Source organism: Streptomyces sp. IBSBF 2435 (genome assembly GCF_036815005.1).
Taxonomy (GTDB): domain Bacteria; phylum Actinomycetota; class Actinomycetes; order Streptomycetales; family Streptomycetaceae; genus Actinacidiphila.
Genome location: NZ_JAJSYW010000029.1, coordinates 10,609 through 35,673, shown reverse-complemented (window position 1 = coordinate 35,673; position 25,065 = coordinate 10,609). Strand labels below are relative to the sequence as shown.

Annotated in this window: 19 protein-coding genes; 17 read left to right on the top strand and 2 right to left on the bottom strand. The window is 72.0% G+C overall.

Translation table 11 applies throughout. The features are described 5' to 3' along the window. Positions 1-16: 16 nt before the first annotated feature. Complete coding sequence (locus V7E46_RS08430; protein WP_333767835.1) at positions 17-2,047, top strand: amidase; 2,031 nt, start codon at positions 17-19, stop codon at positions 2,045-2,047. 51 nt (positions 2,048-2,098) lie between these two features. Here the strand turns inward: V7E46_RS08430 and V7E46_RS08425 are convergent, their stop codons facing one another. Beyond that, the gene (locus tag V7E46_RS08425) at positions 2,099-2,980 is read right to left on the bottom strand and encodes an SAM-dependent methyltransferase (protein ID WP_333767834.1); all 882 of its coding nucleotides are present in this window, start codon (positions 2,978-2,980) and stop codon (positions 2,099-2,101) included. 160 nt (positions 2,981-3,140) lie between these two features. Here V7E46_RS08425 and V7E46_RS08420 point away from each other — a divergent pair, with 160 nt between their 5' ends. Continuing rightward, complete coding sequence (locus tag V7E46_RS08420; RefSeq protein ID WP_333767833.1) at positions 3,141-4,145, top strand: Lrp/AsnC family transcriptional regulator; 1,005 nt, start codon at positions 3,141-3,143, stop codon at positions 4,143-4,145. A gap of 139 nt (positions 4,146-4,284) precedes the next feature. Further along, complete coding sequence (locus V7E46_RS08415) at positions 4,285-5,817, top strand: MFS transporter (RefSeq protein WP_333767832.1); 1,533 nt, start codon at positions 4,285-4,287, stop codon at positions 5,815-5,817. A gap of 180 nt (positions 5,818-5,997) precedes the next feature. Here V7E46_RS08415 and V7E46_RS08410 read toward each other — a convergent pair whose 3' ends face one another. Then, positions 5,998-8,034 carry an AfsR/SARP family transcriptional regulator gene (locus V7E46_RS08410; protein ID WP_333767831.1) on the bottom strand — a complete coding sequence of 679 codons (2,037 nt, stop codon included), beginning with the start codon at positions 8,032-8,034 and terminating at the stop codon, positions 5,998-6,000. A gap of 756 nt (positions 8,035-8,790) precedes the next feature. On the opposite strand from V7E46_RS08410, the gene V7E46_RS08405 reads away from it, so the two are divergent. The 14 genes from V7E46_RS08405 (at position 8,791) to V7E46_RS08340 (ending at position 24,949) form a co-directional block, all read left to right on the top strand. Beyond that, the gene (locus V7E46_RS08405) at positions 8,791-10,383 is read left to right on the top strand and encodes a tryptophan halogenase family protein (protein WP_329172198.1); all 1,593 of its coding nucleotides are present in this window, start codon (positions 8,791-8,793) and stop codon (positions 10,381-10,383) included. Positions 10,384-10,462: 79 nt separating this feature from the next. Continuing rightward, positions 10,463-10,930, top strand: a complete 468-nt coding sequence (locus V7E46_RS08400; protein WP_333767830.1) for a flavin reductase family protein — start codon at positions 10,463-10,465, stop codon at positions 10,928-10,930. Then, positions 10,915-11,127 carry a hypothetical protein gene (locus tag V7E46_RS08395; RefSeq protein ID WP_333767829.1) on the top strand — a complete coding sequence of 71 codons (213 nt, stop codon included), beginning with the start codon at positions 10,915-10,917 and terminating at the stop codon, positions 11,125-11,127. Before V7E46_RS08400 ends, V7E46_RS08395 begins: the two co-directional genes overlap by 16 nt. Before the next feature lie 16 nt (positions 11,128-11,143). Beyond that, a complete protein-coding gene (locus V7E46_RS08390) occupies positions 11,144-12,514 on the top strand; it encodes a salicylate synthase (RefSeq protein ID WP_333767828.1) in 1,371 nt (456 codons plus the stop codon). Further along, positions 12,511-13,563, top strand: a complete 1,053-nt coding sequence (locus tag V7E46_RS08385) for a ketoacyl-ACP synthase III family protein (protein WP_333767827.1) — start codon at positions 12,511-12,513, stop codon at positions 13,561-13,563. The genes V7E46_RS08390 and V7E46_RS08385 overlap by 4 nt, the downstream gene beginning before the upstream one ends. Next, positions 13,556-15,199 (top strand): (2,3-dihydroxybenzoyl)adenylate synthase, encoded by a 1,644-nt coding sequence (locus tag V7E46_RS08380; protein WP_333767826.1) that lies wholly within the window; start codon positions 13,556-13,558, stop codon positions 15,197-15,199. Before V7E46_RS08385 ends, V7E46_RS08380 begins: the two co-directional genes overlap by 8 nt. An 83-nt stretch (positions 15,200-15,282) precedes the next feature. Then, on the top strand, positions 15,283-15,570 hold the full coding sequence (locus V7E46_RS08375) for a phosphopantetheine-binding protein (protein ID WP_333767825.1): 288 nt from the start codon (positions 15,283-15,285) through the stop codon (positions 15,568-15,570). Then, complete coding sequence (locus tag V7E46_RS08370) at positions 15,567-17,135, top strand: amidohydrolase family protein (RefSeq protein ID WP_333767824.1); 1,569 nt, start codon at positions 15,567-15,569, stop codon at positions 17,133-17,135. The genes V7E46_RS08375 and V7E46_RS08370 overlap by 4 nt, the downstream gene beginning before the upstream one ends. A 66-nt stretch (positions 17,136-17,201) precedes the next feature. Next, the gene (locus V7E46_RS08365) at positions 17,202-18,434 is read left to right on the top strand and encodes a 3-deoxy-7-phosphoheptulonate synthase (RefSeq protein WP_443054089.1); all 1,233 of its coding nucleotides are present in this window, start codon (positions 17,202-17,204) and stop codon (positions 18,432-18,434) included. 34 nt (positions 18,435-18,468) lie between these two features. Continuing rightward, positions 18,469-19,239, top strand: a complete 771-nt coding sequence (locus tag V7E46_RS08360) for a 2,3-dihydro-2,3-dihydroxybenzoate dehydrogenase (RefSeq protein WP_329172183.1) — start codon at positions 18,469-18,471, stop codon at positions 19,237-19,239. Between the two features lie 25 nt (positions 19,240-19,264). Then, positions 19,265-19,915, top strand: coding sequence for an isochorismatase family protein (locus tag V7E46_RS08355; protein ID WP_333767823.1), 651 nt, complete (start codon positions 19,265-19,267; stop codon positions 19,913-19,915). Next, positions 19,912-21,876 (top strand): anthranilate synthase family protein, encoded by a 1,965-nt coding sequence (locus V7E46_RS08350; RefSeq protein ID WP_333767822.1) that lies wholly within the window; start codon positions 19,912-19,914, stop codon positions 21,874-21,876. Before V7E46_RS08355 ends, V7E46_RS08350 begins: the two co-directional genes overlap by 4 nt. A gap of 284 nt (positions 21,877-22,160) precedes the next feature. Continuing rightward, complete coding sequence (locus V7E46_RS08345) at positions 22,161-23,390, top strand: thiolase family protein (protein WP_333767821.1); 1,230 nt, start codon at positions 22,161-22,163, stop codon at positions 23,388-23,390. Beyond that, the gene (locus V7E46_RS08340) at positions 23,390-24,949 is read left to right on the top strand and encodes a class I adenylate-forming enzyme family protein (RefSeq protein ID WP_333767820.1); all 1,560 of its coding nucleotides are present in this window, start codon (positions 23,390-23,392) and stop codon (positions 24,947-24,949) included. Before V7E46_RS08345 ends, V7E46_RS08340 begins: the two co-directional genes overlap by 1 nt. Positions 24,950-25,065 lie beyond the last annotated feature (116 nt).

Genomic DNA, 25,065 nt, shown 5'->3' with positions numbered 1-25,065 from the left:
GAGGAGAGAGAACCCCATGTCCAGCACGCTTTCCCCCGACTCCTCGATCGCCCAGCTCGGCGCCGCCCTGGCCGACGGCGTCGTCACCAGCGTCGAGCTGGTGGCGATGTTCGCCGACCGCATCGCCGCGTACGACCGGGCGAACACCACGCTCAACAGCGTTCCGGTGCTCAATCCCGGCATGTTCGCCGAGGCCAGGGCCGCCGACCTGGCCCGCGCCCGCGGCGAGGTCCGCGGCCCGCTGCACGGCATCCCCTTCACGGTGAAGGACAGCTACAAGGTCGCCGGCATGACCGTAGCGGCCGGCTCACCCGCGTTCAGGAACCTGGTGGCCCGGGAGGACTCCGCCGCCGTGTCCCTGCTGCGCCGGGCCGGTGCGGTGCTGATCGGCAGGACCACGATGCCCCCGATGGCGGCCGGCGGCATGCAGAAGGGCGTCCACGGCCGCCCGGCCAGCCCCTTCAACCCCGGTTACATGCCGGCCGCGTGGATGTCGGGGTCCTCCAGCGGCTCCGGTGTGGCCGTCTCCGCGGCGCTGTGCACGTTCAGCCTGGGCGAGGAGACGGTGTCCTCCGGCCGTTCCCCTGCGTCCAACAACGGGGTGGCGACGTACACCCCCTCGCGCGGCCTGATCTCGGTACGGGGCAACTGGCCGCTGCTGGCCCTGCGGGACGTGGTGGCACCGCTCGCCCGCCGGATGGAGGACCTGCTCACCCTGCTCGACGTGCTGGTCCAGGACGACCCGGACACGGCGGGCGACCTGTGGCGCGCCCAGCCGTGGGTCGGGCTGCCGCCGGTGAGCACCGTCCGCCCCGAGCGCTACGGCGACCTCATGGACCCCGGATTCCTGCGCGGCAAGGTCATCGGCGTGCCGCGCGTCTTCACCGGCCGCGACACCTCCATCGACCGACCGGTGCGGCTGCGCGCCTCGATCAGGGAGCTGTGGGAGCGCGCCGAGGAGGACCTGCGGCGGCTGGGCGCGACGGTCGTGGACGTCGATGTGCCGGCCTTCTACGACTTCGACAAACTCAAGGCCGCAGCGCGGGACATGGCCGACCGCGGATATTGGAGCCCGGAATTCGCGGGCACCGAGATCTCGCTGCTCGCCGGGGCCGGCTGGGACGAATTCCTCCGGCTCAACGCCGATCCGGCCCTGCCGGCGCTGGAGGGGGTGGACACCGCCGCGATCTTCCCCGACGAATTCTACGGTGCCGACCCGGTGGTCAACCCCTTCCCGCGGGTCGGCTACGACCTGGTGACCGAGGACGCCGCCGGCGGCAGCACGCCCGTGCTCGACGTGCCGGGGCTGCGGCAGGCCATGGAGGGCCTGGAGCGCTTCCGCAAGGAACTGCTGGACGACTGGATGGACGGCAACGGGATCGACCTGCTCGCCTTCCCTGCCAACTCCGACGTGGCGCCGGCCGACGCGGACGTCTCGCTCTCCGGTTCGCTGGCCGCCTGGGCGCCGGGCGCAGCCTTCTCGCAGGGCGGCTGGGGCCTGCGCGCGCTGGGCATCCCCGCCGCCCAGGTGTCGATGGGTGTGACAGGGGACATCGGGATGCCGGTCGGCATCACCTTCGCGGGCCGGGCGTACAGCGACAGCGTCCTGCTCCAGGCGGCGTACGCCTACGAGCAGGCCACCGCCCACCGCGTGCAGCCCCCGCACGCCCCGATCGGCGCGGCCGAGCGGCTGGTGCAGCCGGTGGCGCCGCGGATGCCGCCGGCCGAAGCGGGGTCGGCGGCACAACTGCGCGTGCGGGTGGACGACTACGACGGCGAGCACCTGGTCCTCACCGTCACCAGCGACTCCCCGCACCCGCTGGAGTCGCTCGGCGTCACGGTCGACGGCGTCCCGCTGGCCCGGGTCGGTGTGCGGCACCTGGGGGAGCGGATCCGGGTGGAGCGACGCTCGCGGGGGCCCAGGGACACCGTGCACAGCGCGAAGGCCGGCCTCGTGGTCGCCCGCGCCACGCTGGCGAGCGGTGAACAGCTGGGCGCCTTCACCGAGTTCGACGCGCCGGAGCTGGAGTACAAACCCGCGCGCTGAGCGGGCGCCGCGCTGCCGGCGGCGCGGCCCCGCGTGCGAGGACCGGGGCGGTCAGCGGGCCGCGCTGATCAGCCACATGTGCCCGTCGCCCCCGGTGTGCGGACCGCACAGGCCCGGGACGGCCCGCCCGCTGCGGTGGGCCAGTTCCGCCGGGTCGGTAAGAGCGCACGACCAGCCGTACGGGGCGAGCCAGCCGTCCGGCGCCTCCAGCGTGGAACGCCAGGCGGCACCGACCGCGTGCAGCACCCTGGCCGTTGCGGAGAAGCTCACCGACCGCTGGAGGGCGGTGTCGAAGTGGTCCGCCACCAGGTGGCTGCCCGCGGCGGACATCGCCGTGATCGAACTCAGCAACCGGTCGTTCTCGGCGCGGCTCAGGTACGGCAGCAGCTCCTCGACGCACCAGGCCGTGGGGCGCCACGGATTGAAGCCGGCCGCCCGCAGCGCCCCCGGCCAGTCGCCGCGCAGGTCCGCGCTCACCGCCACGCGCGCGCAGCGGGGCTGCTCGCCGTCCCTGGCCAGAATGCTGTGCTTGAACCGCAGGACGTCGCCGCGGTCGAGTTCGTACACCTCGGTGCCCGGGGCCCAGTCGAGGCGGAAGGCCCGGGAGTCCAGGCCCGAGCCCAGCAGCACCACTTGACGGCAGTACGCGGACGCGAGGCGCAGCTCGTCGTCGAAGAAGCGGGTGCGCAGCGCGACGACGTCCCGCATGAACGCCCGGCCCCGCAGCAGGCGGCCGCCCGGCAGTCCGGCCGTGCGCGGCGATTCGCCGATGACCTCCGTCAGCAGCTGCGCGACGCGGTCCTCGAAGAGCCGGTCGGGGCGGCGGCTCTCCGTTCCCCGCTCCCCGGCCGTGCACAGTGCCGTGAGGCCGACACCTGTCGGGAGGGTCGGTACCGGAACCTCCCGACCGCTGGTGATGTGCACGGTGTCCATAAGCGTGTCCCTTCGCGCGTCATCGGCCACTGCGGCGGGTGTCCCAGGGCCACCGCGCCACACGGGTGCCACGTGCCCTGCGATGTTCGGCAGTTCTGCCGGAAGGCGCCACTCAACGTGCCCCTCGTGCCTGATGGCGACATCAACTAGCCTTCCGCAGATGGAATTCAACCCTCTGGACGAGTTGGACCGCCGCCTCGTGCACGCCCTGCAGCTCGACGGGCGGGCACCCCTGAAGTACGTGGCCGAGGTCCTCGGCGTGTCCGACCAGACCGTGGCCCGGCGCTACCGCAGGTTGCGCGGCTCAGGGGCGATGCGGGTGCTGGGACTGCCCGACGCGGCCCGCTTCGGGCACATCGAATGGCTGGTTCGGGTGCGCTGCACACCGGACACCGCCGGCAGCGTCGCCGGCGCGCTGGCACGGCGCGGTGACACGTCCTGGGTGAGCCTGACCGCGGGCGGCACCGAGATCGTCTGCCTCACGCGGGCCCCGCACCGCGCGGACGGCGCGTCGCTGCTGCTGCAGAAGCTCCCGCGCACTCCCCGGGTCGTCGACATCTCCGCGCACTACATACTGCACACCTTCTTCGGCGGACCCACCGGCTCGTACGGCAAGACCCACTCCCTGACCGAGGAACAGGCCGAGCGGCTCAGGCCCCGGTTGCCGGACCCGCCGGCCCGGGGCGTGCGGGTCGAGATGCGCGACGGCGACAGCGAACTGTTCGCGGCGCTCGCCTCGGACGGCCGGGCCGGCTACTCCGAGCTGTCCGTCGCGACGGGGTGGTCCGAGTCGACCGTCAGGCGCCGGCTGGAGCACCTGCGCCAGATGCGGGCGCTGTTCTTCGACGTCGAGATCGACTCGGCACTGCTGGGCTACGAGGCCGAGATCATGCTCTGGCTCACGGTGCCGCCGGCGGAACTGGTGAGCGTCGCGGAAAAGCTGTCCCACCACCCCGAAGTGGTGTTCGCGGCGGCCACCTCCGGGCAGTCGAACCTGGTGGCGATCGTGGTGTGCAGGGACATCGACGCCTTCTACGACTACATGAGTACCCGGATAGGCGCGCTGAAGACCGTCAGCCATGTGGAGAGCGCACCGGTGCTGCAGTCGGTGAAACGGGCAGGCCGTCTCGTTCCGCCGCGCACTCCGCTGTTTCCTTCACGCTAGGAGGCTGCGTGTCGATTTCCGCCACATCCGCCGGAGTACGTAGTCAGTGGTGCGCCGGGCGCCGAAGGTGAGCACGTCGAACGGGCCGCATGGGCCCGTGGACTGGGGAAGGGATCCGGTTATGCGTAAGTGGTGGCCCTTGGCAGCGATCTGCCTGGGCACCTTCATGCTCCTGGTGGACGTCACGATCGTGACGGTGGCGCTGCCGGACATGGCGGAGGATTTCGACACCACGCTCCCCAACCTGGAGTGGGTCGTCGACATCTATGCCCTGGCACTGGCTGCCCTGCTGCTCGGCGTGGGCTCCTCCGCCGACCGCGTCGGCCGCAAGAAGGTGTACCTGTACGGACTGGTCATCTTCACCGCGGCCTCGCTGGTGTGCGGTGTCGCCCCGAACCCCGGTGTGCTGATCGCCGCCCGGGCGGTCCAGGGACTGGGCGCCGCGGGCATGTTCGGTACGACCATCGCCCTGCTGGGCATGCACTACAGCGGTCGTGACCGCGGTGTGGCGTTCGCCGTGTGGGGTGCCATCAACGCGATCGCGGCGGCGGCGGGCCCGGTGGTCGGCGGCCTGCTCACCGAGTACCTGAACTGGCGGTGGATCTTCTTCGTCAACCTGCCGGTCTGCCTGGTCGCCGTCGTGATGACGCTCCGCGTGGTGCGCGAGGCCAAGACCAACGACGGGAAACGCGCGGACGTCTTCGGCACCGTCACCTTCACCGTGGCGAGCGGCTCGCTCACCTTCGCGCTGATCCGCGCCCACTCCGACGGCTGGGGCGCGACCCTCACGCTGGTCATGTTCGCCGTCGCCGTGGTCGCCCTGGCCCTCTTCCTCTGGGTCGAGAAGCGGCACGAGAACCCGGTACTCGACCTGTCGCTCTTCCGCCGGCCGTCCTTCACCGGGATCATGGTCAGTGCCTTGATCCTGCAGGGCGCCGCGTTCGCCTACCTGCTGTTCGAGTCGCTGTGGATGCAGTCCGTGCTGGGCTACGGGCCCGTCAAGGCGGGTCTGTACATCCTGCCGATGTGCGGTGCCGCCTTCGTCGTCTCGGCGCTGGCCGGCCGTCTCGGCCCCTGGCCGGCCCGCACCTCCATGGCGGCGGGTCTGGCGCTCATCGCCATCGGCTCCGGGCTGCAGACCATGCTCGACGCGGGATCGTCCGGCAACAGCATCGTGGCGGGACTGGTCGTGTCCGGCATGGGTGTCGGCCTGGTGACGCCGAGCCTGTCGGCGGCGGCGCTGGCCTCGGTGCCGCCCGAGCGCGGCGGCATGGCCGGCGGCGCGGTCAACACCTTCCGGCAGCTGGGCTTCGCACTGGGCATCGCGGTCTTCGGCGTGATCTTCCAGTCGCGGATCGAGCACGTGCTCAAGAAGGACGGCAGTGTCCCGAACCCGCACGAGGTGGCCGTCGCGCTCAGCGGCGGGCAGGCGCAGTCGTTCCTCGCGCATTCGTCGGCGAGCGCACGCGCCGGGATGCAGCACCTGGTGCGCGACTCGTTCTCGTCCGGTCTGAACCTCATGCTCGGCGTCTCGGCCGTGCTCGCCGCCGTGGCCGCGGTCCTCGCCTTCGCGATGGTCCGCATCCCGACGACCGGCGGCGCCGAGAAGCCGCCGCAGCAGAGCGGCGGAAACGCCCGCGGCCAGGAGGCCGGGGCCGACGCCACGGTGTAGTGGCCCTTGTGGGACTCGCGGTCGGTGCCTCCGGTGATCCTTCCCCCGGTGCTCACCGTCGCCGACCGCGCCGCCCCGGTGCTGCAGGCCGCAGGAGGCCGCAGCGCCGGGGCACCAACGCGTTCGCGATCGGCAGTTGTACGTGATCCGGCCGCCGCACCGGACCTGGTCGCAGCCGGGTCAGACCCGGGTCAGGGCGTGGGGCAGGGCCGGCCGGTGGCGGGCGGCGGGCGTACGGGTGTCGGCCGCGCCGCTGAGCATACGAAGCTCCGTCAGCGTACGGGCCAGGGAGCGGGCCGTGCTGTCGTGCCCGTCGGCGTCGGCCTGGCGGAAAGCCGCGACGAGCCCGTTCATCTCGGACTCGAACCAGAACAGCTCGCCGCCCGCGGCCACCTGGCGCCCGTCGGCCAGCGCACGGGCGGCGGCGCGGGCCCGCAGCAGCCACGCGGTGAGCGCCCGGTCGACCGTCGAGCGGCGTTCCGCGGCAGTGCTCTCCGCCTCCGCGCACTCGTGGGCGAACAGCCGGATCACCGGGGGCATCCGATAGCGCAGCCGCCCCGTACGATCCGTGCCGCGCACCTCCATCAGCCGGGCGTCGACCAGGGTTTCCAGGAGGTCCTCGGCCCTGGGCTCGTCGGTGTCCAGCACGACGGCCGCCAGCCAGATGGGCAGCTCCGCGGTGTGCAGCAGCGAGAGCCGGCACAGTGCCGTCCTGGCACCGGCCGTCAGGCGCAGATAGCTGGAGCGCAGCGAGGACCGCACGTCGATGTCGGCGAGGCTCAGCTCGTCCAGCGGGCGCCGGTCGCCGCCGGCCAGCCGGCGCGCCATCTCGGCCAGCGGCCAGTGGGGTTTGGCGGCCAGCCGCCCGGCCACCACCCGTACGGCGATCGGCAGCCGGCCGCAGCGGTCGACCAGCGCGTCGGCCACATGGTGCTCCTGCGCGACCCGGCCGGGGCCGACCACCCGGCGCAGCAGGGCGAGCGCCTCGACCCGTTCGAAGACGTCCAGCTCCAGCGACCGCGCGCCCTCCAGCGCGGTGAAGCGCGACCGGCTGGTGACGACCACCCGGCTGCAGGCCGCGCCGGGAAGCAGCGGTCTGACCTGCTGTTCGTAGTGGGCGTTGTCCAGCACGACCAGGACCCGGCGTTCGGCGAGCACGCTGCGGTAGAGCTGGGTGCGCGCGTCCACCGTCACGGGGATCGGGGTCCCCGGCTCGCACAGCGCCTGGAGGAACCACTCCAGTACGTCGTAGGGGTCGCGCGGCCGGCCCTGCCCGCCCAGGTCCGCGTACAGCTGGCCGTCGGGGAAGGCGTCGAGGCACAGCCGTCCGGCCTGGACGGCCAGCGCGCTCTTGCCCGCTCCCGCCGTTCCGGTCACCACGACGGGCGCGGCCCCGGTGTGGTCGCCGCACAGCAGGTCGGACAGTTCGCGCAGCTGGGGCTCGCGGCCGGTGAAGTCGGCGACACTCGGCGGCAGCATCGCCGGCCGCACCTGCCGCCTGGCCTGGACCCGGATCTCCGGGGGATGGGCTGCGGGAGCGGTGAGCCCGGGGTCGCCGGCCAGGATGGACTGGAAGACGTCGTTGAGCGCCGAGCTGGGGTCGATACCCAGTTCCTCGGCGAGGATCTCCCGGCCGCGCTGGTACTCCGCCAGCGCGTCGGCCTGCCGGCCGACCCGGTAGAGCACGGTCATCAGCTGGGCGCGCAGCCGTTCGCGCATGGGGTGGGCCTCCACCAGGCCGACCAGCTCGGAGACGAGCGCGTCGTGGCGGCCGAGCGCGAGGTCGGCGGCGATCCGGCCCTCCAGCGCGGCCATCCGCGCCTCCTCCAGCCGGGGGAGTTCCACCCGCGCCAGGTGCTCGGTCACCCCGCCGAGCGCGGGGCCGCGCCACAGGGCGAGCGCGTCGGCCAGGTGCTCGGCGGCGGCGGCGTGGCGGCGCGCCTTGAGCGCGTCGTAGCCGAGGCCGGCCAGCCGGTCGAACTCGGCGTGGTCGAGGGTCGCGTCGGTCAGCACGAGCCGGTAGCCCGGCCGGTGGCGGACGATCGCCGCGCCGGGGGAGAGCAGCGTGCGCAGCCGCGAGACGTACGTGTAGAGCTGCTGGTTGACGGTGGCGGGCGGCGTCGGTCCCCAGGTGACCTCGCGCAGGTGTGCGTCGGAGACGACGCGGTTGCCTGCCAGGAGCAGCGTGGCGAGTATCGTCTTGGGCTTCTCCGCCACCAGCGTGAGGCCCCGTCCCGCCTGACGTATTCCGACTGGTCCGAGAACGCGGAATTCCACCCGTACCCCCTTGTGTGTTCACGGTCCGGATCAGCAGAAACGGTTTGGTGACATCAGAACGAGGGGCGCGAGATTGGTCGGCGCTTCGGGTCCGGGACAGCAAGGTCCCACGGCCGGGTCTCCGCTGATTCAAGGGGAGGGAATTCTCCACTCCCGGGGCATATGTGCGGCACAGCTCGGTGTGGCACAGCCCGTCCCTCCAGGCAAACGAATACGCCGAAGAATCGGCGCCTATCATCCCCGCCAGCTCCCTGCCTGAATCTGTGGAACGAACTCGACGATACCAGCACGAGATCGCATCGCAACAGATTATTTTCACATGCGTCCCTATGTGTTTCACATATGCGGATTTGGAGAAATCAATACCCGGTGCGGGCCGGTGCCACCCGCCGGCCGGGCAAATTCCCGGCCGGTGCGGCGGCGGCCGGGTCCCGGCGGCGGTCAGCCCCTGGCCGCCGGGCCGCCGCAGCCCCGTTCGCGCGCGGCGCCGTGGAGCGCGCCACCGGCGGCAGGGCGGGCGCCTGGCCCTGCCCGTCCCGGCCCGTCCGCGGTCCGGAAAAGTCGCACTGACCTGCGGGGTATAGCCGTGATATGGCTGCCTTCCGCACTGGTATAGAAACCGTCCGCAAGATGTAGGCCTGAGCGCGAACAGCCGGGTGGACATCCGGCTGAATCACATGCCTTTTGGGGAGTGCCATGAGCGATGGGCGTATCAGGAGTCTGGTCATTCTCGGCGGGGGCACGGCCGGTTGGATGACGGCGTCGTACCTCGGTAAAGCCCTGCAGGGGGAGGTGGAAATCACGCTCCTCGAAGCCCCGACCATTCCCCGTATCGGTGTCGGAGAAGCGACGGTCCCGAACCTGCATTCCGCGTTCTTCGATTTCCTGGGGGTGCCGGAGCACGAGTGGATGCGGGAATGTAACGCCAGCTTCAAGGCGGGCATCAAGTTCGTTAACTGGCGCACGCCCGGCAACGGTGTGGCCGATCCGCGTCCGCTCGGCGGGGAGACGGACTACTTCTACCACCACTTCGCGCACCTCAAGGAGCACGACGGGGTCCCGCTGCCGCAGTACTGGTACCTCAAGCAGCAGCGCGGCGACAACCCCGGCGCGTTCGACCGCGTGTGCTTCCCCGAGACAGCGATCCTCGACGCCAAGAAGGGCCCGTGGAAGGCGGACGGGACGCCGGCCATGGACTACGCCTGGCACTTCGACGCCTCGCTGGTCGCCGACTACCTGCGCCGGTTCGCCACCCAGAAGCAGGGGGTGCGGCACGTCCAGGGCGAGATGGCCGAGGTGATCCAGGACGAGCGCGGCTTCATCACGGCGCTGCGCACCAAGGACGACGAGCTGCTGGAAGGCGATCTGTTCGTCGACTGCTCGGGCTTCCGCGGCCTGCTGATCAACAAGGCGATGGCCGAGCCGTTCATCGACATGGGCGACAAGCTGCTGTGCGACAGCGCGGTGGCCACCGCGATTCCGCACGACGACGAGGCGAACGGTGTCGAGCCCTTCACCTCGGCGATCGCCATGTCGAACGGCTGGACCTGGAAGATCCCGATGCTGACCCGGTTCGGCACCGGCTACGTCTTCTCCAGCAAATTCACCACCCGCGACGACGCGACGCGTGAATTCTGCACGATGTGGGGCCTCGACCCCGAGAACACACCGCTGAACCAGGTGTCCTTCCGGGTCGGCCGCAACCGCCGCGCCTGGGTGCGCAACTGCGTCGCCATCGGCCTGTCCTCCTGCTTCGTGGAGCCGCTGGAGTCGACCGGCATCTACTTCATCTACACCGCCATCGCCCAGCTCGCCAAGCACTTCCCCGACAAGCGGTTCGACCCGGTGCTCATCGACCGGTTCAACCGCGAGGTGGAGAGCATGTTCGACTTCACCATCGACTTCATCCAGACCCACTTCGCCTTCGCGCCCCGTACCGACACCGAGTTCTGGCGGGCGAACAAGAAGCTGCCGCTCGGTGACGACCTGCGCGAGAAGATCGAGCTGTACCGGGCGGGCCTGCCGGTCAACCCGTACTCCTCCGGCGAGCAGGTGCTCCACGGAAGTTCCGAACTGGCCAACAAGAACTTCTGGAACAACACGAACTACTGGTGCATGTTCGCCGGCCTCGGCCATCTGCCCGAGCACGTCCTGCCCGCGCTGCAGTACCGGCCCGCGTCGGTCGCAGGCGCGGAGGCGCTGTTCGCCGACGTACCGCGCCGCGCGGCCGAACAGCTTCAGGAACTGCCGTCCACGTATGACGTCCTGAGTGCCCTGCACGGCAAATAGAGCCCGGAGATTCCTGCCAATGGACCGAGCAACGAGTGCGGCCGTAGGCGATGAGGCGCGTCCCCGGGGTTCCGACGGCATGCGGCAGCTGATGGCGGGTTTTCCCACCGGAGTAGGGATCGTCACCGCTTTCGACACCGAGACCCGTCCCTGGGGGATGACCTGTACGTCCCTGGCGAGCGTCGCTCTGGAACCGCCCACACTCCTGATGTGCCTGCGCAACGGCAGCCCGACCCTGAACGCCGTGCTCAGCGCCGGTGAGTTCGCCATGAACCTCCTGCACCAGGGGGCGCGGGCGACCGCGGAACTGTTCGCCTCCGGCGCGCCGGACCGCTTCGACCGCGTCGAGTGGTCCGTCCCCCCGGCGGCGGCCGGGCCGCACCTGAGTTCCGACGCCCACGCGGTCGCCAACTGCGTGGTCGTACGGCACCACACCCACGGCGACCACGTCGTCGTCTTCGCCGAGGTGCGCGACGTCCATGTGAACACCACACCGGCCCCGTTGCTCTACGGGCTGCGGCAGTACGCGTCATGGCCGACGAGCTGAGGCTGGTGTCCCCGGTGCTGGTCCCGGTGGCCGTGCGCCGTATCGGCGGCACGGCCACCGGCCCGCCGCCCGTCCGCCGCCCGCCGGAGCGCATACCGGGCGGGCGCTGGCGGTCCGGCGGCTCCGTGCTGCCCCGGCGGGGCCGCGGGCCGGCCCGCGGCGAACTCGCTGCTTCGCATTCCCCTTTCGGCTGTTGAGAAGAGGACGTTCGCGATGTATCAGTCCCCCAGGCACTACTTCGAGACGAGGCTGAGGCTGGCCTCCGACCCCATGTCCGCCGCTGCTTGCCTGGCTTCGTCCGGTCTGTACGCGGACTACGTCGTCTACGAGAACGGTGGCACCTGGTCCTACGCCGGCGGCTCGATCGCCGAGATCACCCTGGACCGCACCGGCGCCCGGCTGCGACAACCGGAGGAGGTGCACCTGCCCTGGGACGGCCGTCCCCTCCAGCAGGTGCAGAGCCTGCTCGACACCGTCCAGGTCAAGGACTGGCGGGCCTACGGCTGGGCGGCGTTCGAGCTGTCGTACGCCAAGGACGGCGACGTCCGGCACATCGGCGACCAGCAGCTGCTGCACCTGGTCGTCCCGCACACCGAGGTGCGGATCGAGGGCGGCGAGGCGTATCTGCGCTCCGCGGACCAGGCCACCTTGAGCGCCGCCCTCGAGGTGCTGACGGCCGAGCACACCGAGCCGCGGTCGGTGCCGAACCCGGTGGACGTGCGGAAGGCCGGCGCGGACGACTACCGCCGGGCCGTCGGGGTCGCGGTCGACGCGATCAACGACCACCGGCTGCAGAAGGTGATCTTCTCCCGGGTCGTCCCGGTCGACCACGAGGTCGACTTCGTGGGTACGTACCTGGCCGGCCGGCGCGGCAACAACCCGGCGCGGTCCTTCCTGCTCAACCTCGGCGGCATCGAGGCGACCGGCTTCAGCCCGGAGATCGTCGTCCAGGTCGAGCCGGACGGCCGGGTGGTCAGCCAGCCGCTGGCCGGGACCCGGGCACTGACCGGCGACCGGGCCGAGGACGACCGGCTGCGCGCCGAACTCCTCGCCGACCCCAAGGAGATCTACGAGCACGCGATCTCCGTGAAGATCGCCTGCGACGAACTGCTCGGGGTGTGCGCGCCCGGCAGCGTCGACGTCGAGGAGTTCATGGTCGTCAAGGAGCGCGGCACCGTGCAGCACCTGGCCTCCCGGGTGGGCGGCCGGCTCGCCGTCGGGCGCCGGGCCTGGGACGCCTTCGAGGCGGTGTTCCCCGCCGTCACGGCCTCCGGGGTGCCCAAGGACGCCGCGTACGACAGCATCCGCAGCAACGAGACCGAGGCCAGGGGGCTCTACAGCGGCGCCGTGCTCACGGTCGACCACGAGGGCTCCATGGACGCGGCCCTGGTGCTGCGCAGCGTCTACCGGCAGGACGGCCGCACCTGGCTGCGCGCCGGCGCGGGCATCGTGGGGCAGTCCCGGCCCGAGCGGGAGCTGGAGGAGACCATCGAGAAGCTGGGCAGCGTCGGGCGCTTCCTGGTGCCGGCCGCCGAACCGGTGACCGTCGGCGCGACCGCGCTGGCCGGAGGTGCCCGCTCATGAAGGTCAGCGGAATCCACCTCGCGGGCATCGCGGCCTGTCTGCCGGAGCTGTACACGACCGAGCGCGCCGTCGCCGAGGGGAAGTACGACGAGCAGGACCGGGAGGACGCCGGGATCGAGTCGGTCACCTTCGCCGGCGAGACCACGGGCCCCGACCTCGCGGTGGCCGCCGCGAAGACCGCGGTGGCCCGCTCCGGGCACCTGCCCGAGGACTTCGGCGCGCTATTGCACAGCAGCGTCCACTTCCAGGGCCCCGACGGCTGGTCCGCCCAGCACTACGTCCTGCGCCACACGATCGACCGCCCCGTGACGGCCGTCGAGGTCCGGCAGGGCTGCCTGGGCATGCTCTCCGCCCTGGAGCTGGCCGCCTGCCGCCTCATGGCCGCGTCCGAGCAGCCGGCGGTGCTGCTGACCTCGGGCGACAACTTCTCCACCCCGCTGGTGGACCGCTGGCGTGCCTCGAAGCTCTTCCTGCTCGGCGACGCCGGCGCGGCGGCAGTGGTCTCCCGCAGGCCCGGCTTCGCGCGGGTGCTGGCGGTGGGCTCGGTGTCGACCCCGTCGATGGAGGAGCTGCACCGCGGCGGGGAGCCGATGTTCCCGCCGGGACCCACCGTGGGACGCACCCTCAACCTGGAGGACCGCAGGGAGTTCTGGCGCCAGGAGTGGGCCAGGGGAGTCCCGCCGCCCATGGGGAACTTCGGCGACACGGTCGCCGCCGCCGCGCACCGGACGCTGGCCGAAGCCGGCCTCACCATGGCGGACATCACCCGGGTCGCCCACATCGGCTTCTCCCAGCTGCCCCTGCACGCCTCCTTCCTGGACCCGCTGGACATCGACGCCAAGCGCGGCATCTGGGAGTTCACCCGTACCACCGGCCACCTCGGCTCCGCCGACCCGGTCGCCGGCCTCGAACACCTGTGGAAGACCGGGCAGGTGAGCGCCGGCGACCACGTGATGGTCATCGGGGCCTCGCCCGGCATGGAGGCGGGCTGCGCCATCGTGGAGATCACCGGATCCCGCTACGCCGAGGGGGAGGGCGACCATGCTTGAGGGATGCACGCCCTGGCCCGAGGAGCGGGCGCGGCACTACCGGGCGGCGGGCCACTGGCAGGGTGAGAACCTCGCGGATCTGCTGTCCGGCGTCGCCGCGGCGCACGGCGAGCGCACCGCGCTGGTGCAGGGACGGCGCCGGCTGACGTACGCCGAACTCGACCGGCGGGTGGCCAGGACGGCCGCGGGATTCGTCCAGCAGGGCATCGCCGCCGGCGACCGGGTCGTCGTCCAGCTGCCGAACGTGCCCGAATTCGTCATCGTCTGCTTCGCCCTCTTCCGCATGGGCGCGAAGCCGGTGTTCTCGCTGGCCTCGCACCGGGCCAACGAGATCGGCCACCTGTGCGCGCTCTCCGGAGCCGCCGGCTACGTCGTGCCGGGCACCTACCAGGGCTTCGACCACACGCGGATGGCGCTCGACCTCGCCGCCCGGCACGACACCCTGCGCAAGGTCTTCGTCCTCGACGGTGCGGCGCTCGCCGCGGCCGACGCCCCCGCCGGGCTGCTCGTCGCGCTGGACGAGGTCGACGCCGACCCGCTGCCGCTGCCCGCGCCCGACCCGTCCGACGTCGCCTTCTTCCTGCTGTCCGGCGGCACCACCGCGCTGCCGAAACTGATTCCCCGGACCCACGACGACTACACCTACCAGACCAGGGCCGCAGCCGAACTGCTCGAACTGGGCCACCAGGACGTCTACCTCGCGGTGCTGCCCGCCGAGTTCAACTTCGCCTGGGGCTGCCCTGGCGTGGTCGGGACCCTGCGCTCCGGCGGCACGGTGGTGCTGGCCGACGCGCTCATCGCCGACGAGTGCTTCGAGACCGTCGAGCGCGAAGGCGTCACCTTCACCTCGCTGGTGCCGACCGTGGCCCAGCTGTGGCTGGAGGCCGCCGAGTGGAACAAGGCCGACCTGTCGAGCCTGAAGCTCGTGCAGATCGGCGGGGCCCGGCTGCACCGCTCGGTCGCCGAGCGCATCACCCCGGTGCTCGGGTGCCGGCTGCAGCAGGTCTTCGGGATGGCGGAGGGGCTGCTCACCTTCACCCGCGCCACCGACTCCCTGGAGACCGTGCTGACCACCCAGGGCCGGCCGCTCTCGCCCGACGACGAGGTGCGGATCGTCGACCCCGAGGGCCGCGACGTGCCGGCGGGCAGCACCGGCGAACTGCTCGCCCGCGGCCCGTACACCCTCCAGGGCTACTACCGGGCGCCGGAGCACAACGCCCGTGCCTTCACCGAGGACGGCTTCTACCGCAGCGGCGACGTGGCGCGGCTGGCCGAGGACGGCTCGCTGGCCATCGAGGGCCGCATCAAGGACGTGATCATCCGGGGCGGCGACAAGGTGTCGGCCGGAGAGGTGGAGGAACACCTCCTGGCCCTTCCCTCGGTGGCCGAGGTCGCCGTCGTCCCGGTGCCCGACCCCTACCTCGGCGAGCGGGTCGGGGCCTACGTGGTCGCGGACGGGCCGCCGCCCACCCTGCGGGAGCTGAAGGAGGCCCTGCACGCGGACGGCCTGGCCGACTACAAGCTCCCCGACTGGCTGGAGATCGTCGAGAAGCTCCCGCTGACCGGACTCGGCAAGGTCGACAAGAAGACCCTCGCGGCCGAGGCGGCGGCCAGCATCCGGGCGGCGGACGAGTGACGACGCCGTACGCCGCCACGGGACCGGCCGACGGCGCCGGTCCCGCCCACCCCTCTCCCGTGGAAGCCGAAGGACGCAGGACAATGACGGAAACCACAGCGGACGGCTCGGGGCAGACACCGGTAGAGGTGTCCGCCGCCTTGCGCGAAGCCGTCGCGGCCAAGATCGGTACCGAGCCCGGCGCGATCGCGCCGGACGCCAACCTCGTCCTTCTGGGGCTCGGTTCCCTGGAGATGATGCAGCTGGTCAACCGCTGGCGGCGGGACGGGCTGCCGGTGTCCTTCCGTGAGCTGGCGGCCGAGCCCACCCTCGACGCCTGGCAGCGGCACTTCAACGCCGTGACGGCCGAGTCCGGGGAGGCCACGCCATGAGCGGGTCCCCGCTGCTGGACGACGAGGGGCTGCCCGCGCGCCCGCCGGCGCTGCTCATCCGCGGCGGACACCTGTACACCGCGGACGCCGGGGCCCGGGTGCACCCCACCGGGTCCGTCCTCGTCGTGGGCGACCGGATCGCCGCCGTGGGACCGGTCGAGGAAGTGGCGCAGGCCGTCGCCGCCCTCACCCCGGAACAGCGGGCGGGGCTGCGGACGCTCGACGCCGGATCCATGCTCGTCATGCCGGGCTTCGTGAACAACCACTGGCACGACATGTTCGCGGTGCGGCTGCCCTTCAAGGGCGCCCTGCGCACCGCGCAGGACCGCACCGACGAGCCCGGCTTCATGGCCCTGGGCGGGGACATCGCCAAGGTCTCGGCCGGCTTCGAGGGATTCCGCCGCCTGGTGGACGCCCTGCTGCCCGACGAGGCACAGGCTGTGGCCCGCTACGCCCTGTGGACCCAGCTGCGCTCGGGCACCACCACGCTGGGCGACGTCGGCTCGGTCAACCGCTCCGACGCGCTGGCCGACGCGGCACTGGCGCTGGGCATCCGCTGCGCGGTGAGCGCCTGGGTGGCGGACGCGCTGTGCGGAACGGGCAGCGGCGCCCCCGAGCGGACCCGCGACGCCGACACCGAACTGCAGCGGATCCAGCAGCTGCTGGACCGGAGCGCCGCGGACTCCACCGGGCGGCTGCGCGCCTGGCCCACCGCCCCCTACCTCACCAACATGAGCGACGAACTCGGACGCGGCCTCGCCCGCCTGTCGGCCGACCACGGCGTCCCGTTCGCCACCCATGTCGGCGCCCTGCGGCACGAGGCGGAGGCGGTGCGCGCGCACTTCGGCACCACGCCGATCCGCAGGCTGGACCGGCTGGGGCTGCTCAACGACCGGCTCATGGCGGTGCACTGCGCCTTCGTGGACGCCGACGAGCGGCAGATGCTGCTCGACGCCGGGGTCCACATCAGCCACTCGCCCGCCAAGTACGGCCCCACCGGCGAGTCCACGCTCACCGAGACCGGGCTGATCCCCGAACTCAGGCGGCGCGGCCTGGACGTGTCCCTGTCGACGGACGGCGGCGTCTTCCCGGTGATGGGCATGGCCGAGGAGATGCGGGCCGCCTGGCAGATGTACAACGAACTCGCGGGCGACCACACCGCCCTGCCCGCCAGCGAGGCGCTGGCGATGTCCACCCGGATCGCGGCGCGCGGTCTGGGCTGGGAGGACGAGGTCGGCAGCCTGGAGCCCGGCAAGCAGGCCGACCTGGTGCTCGTCCCGATCGACGACTGGCGCTACCTGCTCAACCCGCGCCCGCTGGAGGGCTATCTGACCCTCGGCGGCACGGCGGACGTGCACACCGTGCTGGTGGCGGGCCGGGTCCTGCTGGAGAACGGCCGCGCGCCGCACCTGGACGAGGCCGCCCTCCAGGACGACTACCTGCGCGCCCTGCGCTCCTTCTCCGCCCGTGTGCTCGGTGTCCCGGACAAGGAGCTGACCGCGCTCTTCGACGACAACCCCCGGCTGCGTACGAAGGGGACCGCCCCGGCAGCTCACCGGGTCTGATGGCGTCACACCGGATCGCGCGTCCTGACTCCCCCTGCCCGTGCCCTGTACGGAGGTAGCGCCACGATGGCCGACAACACCGCCCTGCTGCTCGCCGAGGACGAGGGTGCCGCCCTGTCCTCCGACGAGATGCGCCGATGGCGGGCGCTGCCCGCCCGGCAGCAGCCCGACTGGCTCGACGACACACAACTCGAACCCGTACGTGAACTCCTCGCCACCCGGCGCGCGCTGGTCACCGGGGACGAGGTGGCGACGCTGCGCGTCCTGCTGGCCGAGGTCGCCCAGGGCCGGTGCCAGGTCCTCCAGGCCGGCGACTGCGCGGAGGACCCCGCGGAGTGCGCGGCCGGACCGGTGGCCCGCAAGGCGGAGCTGCTGGACGAACTCGCCGAGGTGATGGCCGACCACTCCGGCACGCCCGTCCTGCGGGTCGGCCGTATCGCCGGCCAGTTCGCCAAACCCCGCTCCCAGCCGGTGGAAAGGGTCGGCGGGCGCGAACTGCCCGTCTACCGCGGGCACATGGTCAACGGACCCGAACCCGACGCCTCGGCCAGGCGCCCGGCGCCCTCGCGGATGGTGGCGTGCTACGACGCCGCGGCCACCGCCGTGGACGCCCTGCGCCTCCGCGACACCGGCGCCGAGACCGCGCCCGACACCCAGATATGGACCAGCCACGAGGCCCTCATCCTCGACTACGAACTGCCGCTCATGCGCCGCAACCACGAGGGCCGGCTGCTGCTGACCTCCACGCACTGGCCGTGGATCGGCGAGCGCACCCGCCAGGCCGACGGGGCGCACGTCCGGCTGCTGGCCGCCGTGGACAACCCCGTGTCCTGCAAGGTCGGACCGACCGCGGACCCCGACGACCTGGTGCGGCTGTGCGACCTGCTCGACCCCGAGCGGGTCCCCGGCAGGCTCACCCTGATCGCGCGGATGGGCGCCGGGGCGGTGACCGAGCGGCTGCCGGGCCTGGTGGCCGCCGTGCGGGCCGCGGGGCACCCGGTCAGCTGGCTGTCCGACCCGATGCACGGCAACACCGTGAGCGCACCGGGCGGCGTCAAGTCGCGGCTCGTCGACACGATCGTGCGGGAGGTCGTCGGCTTCCAGAACGCCGTCGCCGCCGCGGGCGGGGTCGCGGGCGGCCTGCACCTGGAGACGACGCCCGACGCCGTCACCGAGTGCGCGGCGGACGCCGCGGGACTCGACCGGCTGGACGGCGCGTACACGAGCCTGTGCGACCCGCGGCTCAACCCCTGGCAGGCGCTCGACGTGGTCTCCGCGTGGCGCGGCCAGGACCGATGACGCACGACGACGCAAGGGGAGAGGAGTTCCGCCGATGAAGGACACGATCGCGGTGGTGACCGGCGCGGCAGGCGGCATCGGGGTTGCGGTGGCCGAGGCACTGGCCGTACGCGGCGCCACCGTCGCGCTGCTTGACCGGGACGCCGACCGGCTGGCGGTGGTGGCCAAGGAGCTGCGGGGGGCAGGCCACCGGGCCGAGGCCTTCCCGGTCGACGTCACCTCCAGCGCGGAGGTCGAAGCGGTGGTCGGGGCCGTCGAGGAGCAGCTCGGCCCGGTCGACCGGCTCGTCAACGGGGCCGGGGTGATGCGCTCCGGCCCCATCGACGGCTTCGCCGACGAGGACTGGCAGGCGGTGTTCGCCGTCAACACGACCGGTGTCTTCCACATGTCGCGTGCCGTCGTGCGCCGGATGAAGCAGCGGCGGCGCGGCGCGCTGGTCACGATCGCCTCCAACGCCGCGGGCACCGCGCGGATGGACATGGCCGCCTACGCGGCGTCCAAGGCCGCCTCGTCCATGTTCACCAAGTGCCTCGGCCTGGAGGCCGCCGCCTACGGCATCCGCTGCAATGTGGTCGCGCCCGGCTCGACCGACACCCCCATGCTGACCGGGCTGTACGACGCCGAGTCCGCAGCCCGCTCCTCGATCGAGGGCGTGCCCGGGGCGTACCGGCTGGGCATCCCGCTGGCGAAGGTGGCCCGCCCCCAGGACGTCGCCGACGCCGTCCTGTTTCTGCTGTCCGACGAGGCGTCGCACATCACGATGCACCACCTCACCGTCGACGGCGGGGCCACGCTCGGCGTGTGACCCCTGCCATGGAAAGGAGTCGGTTGTGGCCATCCCCGCGATCGAGCCGTACCCGATGCCCACAGAAGGCGACCTGCCCGCCAACACGGCCTCGTGGTCGGTCGATCCGTCCCGTGCCGCACTGCTCGTGCACGACATGCAGTACTACTTCCTGCGGCCCTTCCCGGCCGGCCGGTCGCCCGTCGACGCGCTGGTCCGCAACGCGGTCCGGCTCCGGCAGACCTGCGCCCGGCTCGGCATCCCGGTCGCCTACACCGCCCAGCCGGGCGACATGACCGAGCAGCAGCGCGGACTGCTCAAGGACTTCTGGGGACCCGGCATGACCGCCGGGCCGCGGGACCGCGCCGTAGTCGACGAACTGGCGCCGGCCGCGGACGACACGGTGTTCACCAAGTGGCGGCCGAGCGCCTTCTTCCGCACCAGCCTGCTTGACCTGCTCCGGGACACCGGACGCGACCAGCTGATCGTGTGCGGGGTGTACGCCCACGTCGGGATCCTGATGACCACCGGGGAGGCGTACGCCCACGACATCCAGACGTTCGTCGTGGCCGACGCCGTCGCCGACTTCACCCTGGCCGACCACCGCATGACCCTCGAGTACGTCGCGACGCGGTGCGGCATGGCGCTGCGCACCGACACCGTGCTCCAGCAGCTGGAGGAGGCGAGCCGCTCATGAACCCGGGCGCCGGCGAGGTGCTTCCCGGCAGACCGCACGCGCTCCTGGCGAAGGTGCTGGGCGGCCAGCCGCCGCCGTTCGCCCTGCTGCACCGGCCGCAGGCCACCGGCGCCGACCGGCTGGAGCTGATGGTGGGGACGGTGTCCGAGCCCGCCTCGCTCGCCGAACTCCCCATACCGCAGGGCACCGGCGCGAACCAGCACGGCGTCCTGGCCGTCCTGCCCTACCGGCAGCTGGCCGAACGCGGCTACACCTGCCCCGACGACGGCACCCCGCTGCTCGCCCTCACGATCGAGGAGCAGTGCGGCCTGTCCCGCCAGGAGGTCCTCCAGCACGTCCCCGACCTGCCGATCAGCATGGACGAGCACGGCTTCGACATCGACGACGAGTCCTACGCCCGCACGGTCCGCCGGATCATCCAGGACGAGATCGGCCGGGGGACCGGCGCCAACTTCGTCTTCCGGCGCAGCTACCGGGCGGAGCTGGCGGACTGGTCGGCGGCCACGGCCCTGGCCTTCTTCCGCCGGCTGCTCCAGCGCGAGACCGGCGCCTACTGGACGTTCCTGATCCACACCGGCGACCGGTGCCTCATCGGCGCGACCCCGGAACGGCACGTGAGCCTGGACGGCGGCGCCGTGACGATGAACCCGATCAGCGGCACGTACCGCTATCCCGAGGGCGGCGCCGACCCCGACGGGGTGATGGGCTTCCTGCGCGACACCAAGGAGTCCGACGAGCTGTTCATGGTCCTCGACGAGGAACTCAAGATGATGGGCCGGGTGTGCGACCGCGGCGGCCGGGTGCGCGGCCCGTACCTCAAGGAGATGAAGCGCCTCGCGCACACCGAGTACCTCATCGAGGGCTCCAGCAGCCGCGGGGTGCGCGACATCCTCCACGAGACGCTGTTCGCGCCGACGGTGACCGGCAGCCCGCTGGAGAGCGCGTGCCGGGTCATCAACAAGTACGAGCCGCACGGCCGCGGCTACTACAGCGGGGTGGCCGCCCTCATCGGCCGGGACGCCGGCGGCGGCACCGTCCTGGACTCCTCCATCCTCATCCGCACCGCCGAGGTCGACCGGGCGGGCGCGCTCACCATCGGCGTCGGCGCCACCCTGGTCAGGCACTCCTCCCCGCAGGCGGAGGTCGCCGAGACCTGGGTGAAGGCGGCCGGCCTGCTGTCCGCCCTGCGCAGCGACCCCGAGCCCGCCCGCACCGCGGCTCAGCACGCCGCCGGGCCGCCGCCGGGACCGCTGCTGGGCGCCCACCCCGACGTGGTGGCCGCGCTGGCGACCCGCAACGCCACCCTGGCCGACTTCTGGCTGGCCGACCCCGACGGCCGCGGCCGGCCCGCCGACGGGCTGGCCGGCCGGCGGCTCCTCGTGGTCGACGCGGAGGACACCTTCACCTCGATGGCCCGGCACTGCCTGGCGTCGCTGGGCCTGGACGTGACGGTGCGCCGCTTCGACGAGCCGTACACGCTCGACGACCAGGACTTCGTGATCGTCGGGCCGGGACCGGGGGACCCGCAGGAGGGCAGCGACCCCAAGATCGCGCACCTGCGGGACCTGTCGCTGCGGCTGCTGGAGTCCGGCACGCCCTTCCTCGCGGTGTGCCTCGGCCACCAGGTGCTCAGTTCGCTGCTGGGGCTCGACATCGTCCGCAAGCCGAAGCCCAACCAGGGCTCCCAGCAGAAGATCGACTTCTTCGGCCGCCCGGAGCTGGTCGGCTTCTACAACACCTTCGCCGCGCGCTCGGCCGCACCCACCCTGGACTGCCCCTTCCGCGGCGGCACGATCCGGGTCTGCCACGACCCCGGCAGCGGCGAGGTGCACGGACTTCGCGGACCCGGCTATGCCTCCGTGCAGTTCCATCCGGTTTCGGTCCTGACGCGCAACGGAACCGCTATCCTGCGCGAACTCCTGGTCGGCGCACTGGAGGTGGACAGCCCGCAGGCCAAGTGAATGGAGCGTACGCGATTTCCACCGGGCAGTCGCCCCTGTCCGGTGGCCCCGCCGAATCGGTGGGGCATCCTTGCGGAATCACCGGCTCCGCCTCCGCGGCGGCCCAACGGGCCTGGTACAGAAGAAAGTGAACGGAACGGATGCGTATGCCGGACATCAATGGATCTTTTTCCAGCCGATATCGACCTGGGCTCAGCGTGTGGGATATTGTTCGTTTACTTGTTTACGTCAGCGTCATCGCACTGACACGACGGACAAGGTCCCCTCAGGCAAAGGAGCTGGTCGTGGCGGAGCCCGTGTGGATCGTCGGGGTGGGGATGACGCGGTTCGGCCGCCACACCGACCTCAGCGTGCCGGAGTTAACGGCTCAGGCGGTCCGGGAGGCGCTGGCCGACGCGGGCCTTGAGCAGCGCCTGATCGAGGCGGCGTTCTTCGGCAACACGACCCAGGGCGCGCTCGAGGGCCAGCTCATGATCGGCGGTCAGATCGCGCTGCGCGGCATGGGGTTCGAGCGGATCCCGATCTTCAACGTCGAGAACGCCTGCGCCACCGGCGCCGCCGCGCTGCACCTGGCGGTCAACCAGGTACGCGCCGGCGCCGTCGACATCGCGCTGGCCGTCGGTGTGGAGAAGATGAACGTGCCCGACCGCGAACGGGCCATGGCGGTCTTCGAGGGCGCCTACGACGTGTCGGACCCGGCCGGGCTGTCCGCGACGCTGACCGCGCTCGGCGGCGAGGTCGACAACTCCGGCGCCGGCAAGCGCAGCGTCTTCATGGACATCTACGCGGCCATGGCGCGGGCGCACATGAACGAGTTCGGCACCACCCAGCGGCAGATCGCCGTCGTCGCGGCGAAGAACCACCGGCACGCCATGCACAACGACAAGGCGCACCACAGGACACCGCTCACCGTCGAGGACATCCTCGCCGCCCGGCCGCTGTCGTTCCCGCTCACGGTGCCGATGTGTGCGCCGATCACCGACGGGGCGGCGGCGGTCGTGGTGTGCGGACAGCGCGGGTTGCAGCGACTGAGCGGTTCCGGCCGGGGCGTACGCGTCCTGGCCTGCGCGGTCGGCACCGGCGTCGAGCGGTCACTGGACGCGTCGGACCAGCACATCATCCGGCTGCTGGCCGGGCGAGCATACGAGGAGGCCGGCGTGGGGCCGGAGGACATCGACGTGGCAGAGGTGCACGACGCCACGGCGTTCAGCGAGATCCAGCTGACGGAGCTGCTCGGGCTGTGCGAGCCCGGCGGCGGCGGCCAGGCCGCCGAGACCGGCGTCACGACGCTGGGCGGACGCCTCCCGGTCAACCCGTCCGGCGGGCTGGAGTCGAAGGGGCACCCGCTCGGCGCGACCGGCCTGGGCCAGGTGTACGAGCTGGTCCAGCAGCTGCGCGGCGAGAGCGGCGTACGGCAGGTGCCCGGCGCGCGGGTCGCGATCGCGGAGAACGGCGGAGGGTTCTACGCGGGCGAGGAAGCGGTCTCCGCCATCACGGTTCTCGGGGGTGTCTGATGGCGATCATCGACTTTTTCGACCGGGGCTGGCGGCTCAACCCCGACGGCACCGCGTACATCGGCGGCGAGCGGAGCTGGACCTTCACCGAGGCGAGGAAGCTGTCCTGCCGGATCGCCCACGCGCTCGGGAAGTCCGGCGTCGCCCGGGAGTCCAAGGCCGGCGTGCTGTCGCCGAACGACCCCGCCGCCTGGATCTGCGTGCTCGGCATATGGCGGGCCGGGCTGGCCTGGGTACCGCTCAACCCCACCGTCCCGGCCACCGAACTCCAGCACGTGATCGACACGTTCGACTGCGAGGTGCTGTTCTACCACCCCTCGATGGCGGCCACCGTGGCCGAACTGGCGCCCTCGCTGCCCCAGGTCAAGCACTACATCTGCCTGGAGGAGGACGAGGCCTCGGGGAATCCCTCGCTGGCCGAGTGGATATCCGGCCAGCCCGACACGCAGCCCGACGTCCGCTACGACATGGACGACGTGGCGGCCATCTTCTCCACCGGCGGGACCACCGGGCTGCCCAAGGGCGTCATGAACACCCACCGGTCCTTCTCGGTGTGCCTGGCGCACTTCCTGATAGCCCTGCAATACCGCGCCGACGAGCACATCATCAACCTGGCCGCGCTGCCGATGACCCACGCGGCCGGCGTGTTCAGCCTCGCCACCACGGCACGCGGCGGCACGGTGGTCGTGCTGCCCAGGGCGGATCCGAGCGCCATCCTCGACGCGATCGGGCGGCACCGCGTCACCGAGCTGTTCCTCGCGCCCACCGTGGTCTACCGGGTGATGGAGGCGCCGGATCTCGCGGAGGCCGACCTCTCCTCCCTGCACTACCTGCTGTACGCCGCGGCCCCGATGTCGACGGACAAGCTCCGCCGCGCCCTTGAGATCTTCGGCCCGATCCTGGCGGACTGCTACGGCCTGGTGGAGTCCTTCGCCGGCATATCCTTCCTGCGCCCCGAGGAGCACTTCATCAACGGCGAGGTCGCCCCCGACTCGCGGCTGGCGTCGTGCGGACGGCCGAACCCCCTGATCAGCGTCGAGATCCACGACAACGACGACCGGCCGCTGCCGCCGGGGGAGTCCGGCGAGATCTGCGTCAGCGGCGACCTGGTGATGAAGGGCTACTACAAGGCACCGGAGAAGACGGCTGAGACCGTCATCGACGGATGGCTGCACACCGGCGACATCGGCCACCTCGACCACGAGGGCTACCTGTTCATCACCGACCGCAAGAAGGACATGATCATCTCCGGCGGGATGAACATCTACCCGAGCGAGATCGAGCAGGTCATCTGGAGCCACCCGGCCGTGCAGGACTGCGCCGTGATCGGCGTACCGCACGAGGACTGGGGCGAGGCGGTCACCGCGGTCGTGGAGCTCAACCCCGGCGCCGAGGTCGACGCCGACGAGCTGATCACGCTGTGCAAGGAGAAGGTCGGCAGGGTCCGCGCCCCCAAGCGGGTGGAGTTCGTCGAGTCGCTCCCCCGCAGCGGCAACGGCAAGGTCCTCAAGCGGGCCGTCCGCGAGCAGTACTGGGCCGGCCAGTCCCGGCAGATCTGACCGCCCCGCCGCCGGCGGGCTGACCGGGCGAAGCGTTTTTACGGGATCGGGGGGGGGGGGGGGGGGGGGGGGGCCCCCGCCCCCGGGGGCGGGCGGGCCGGCGATGGCGCCCCCCC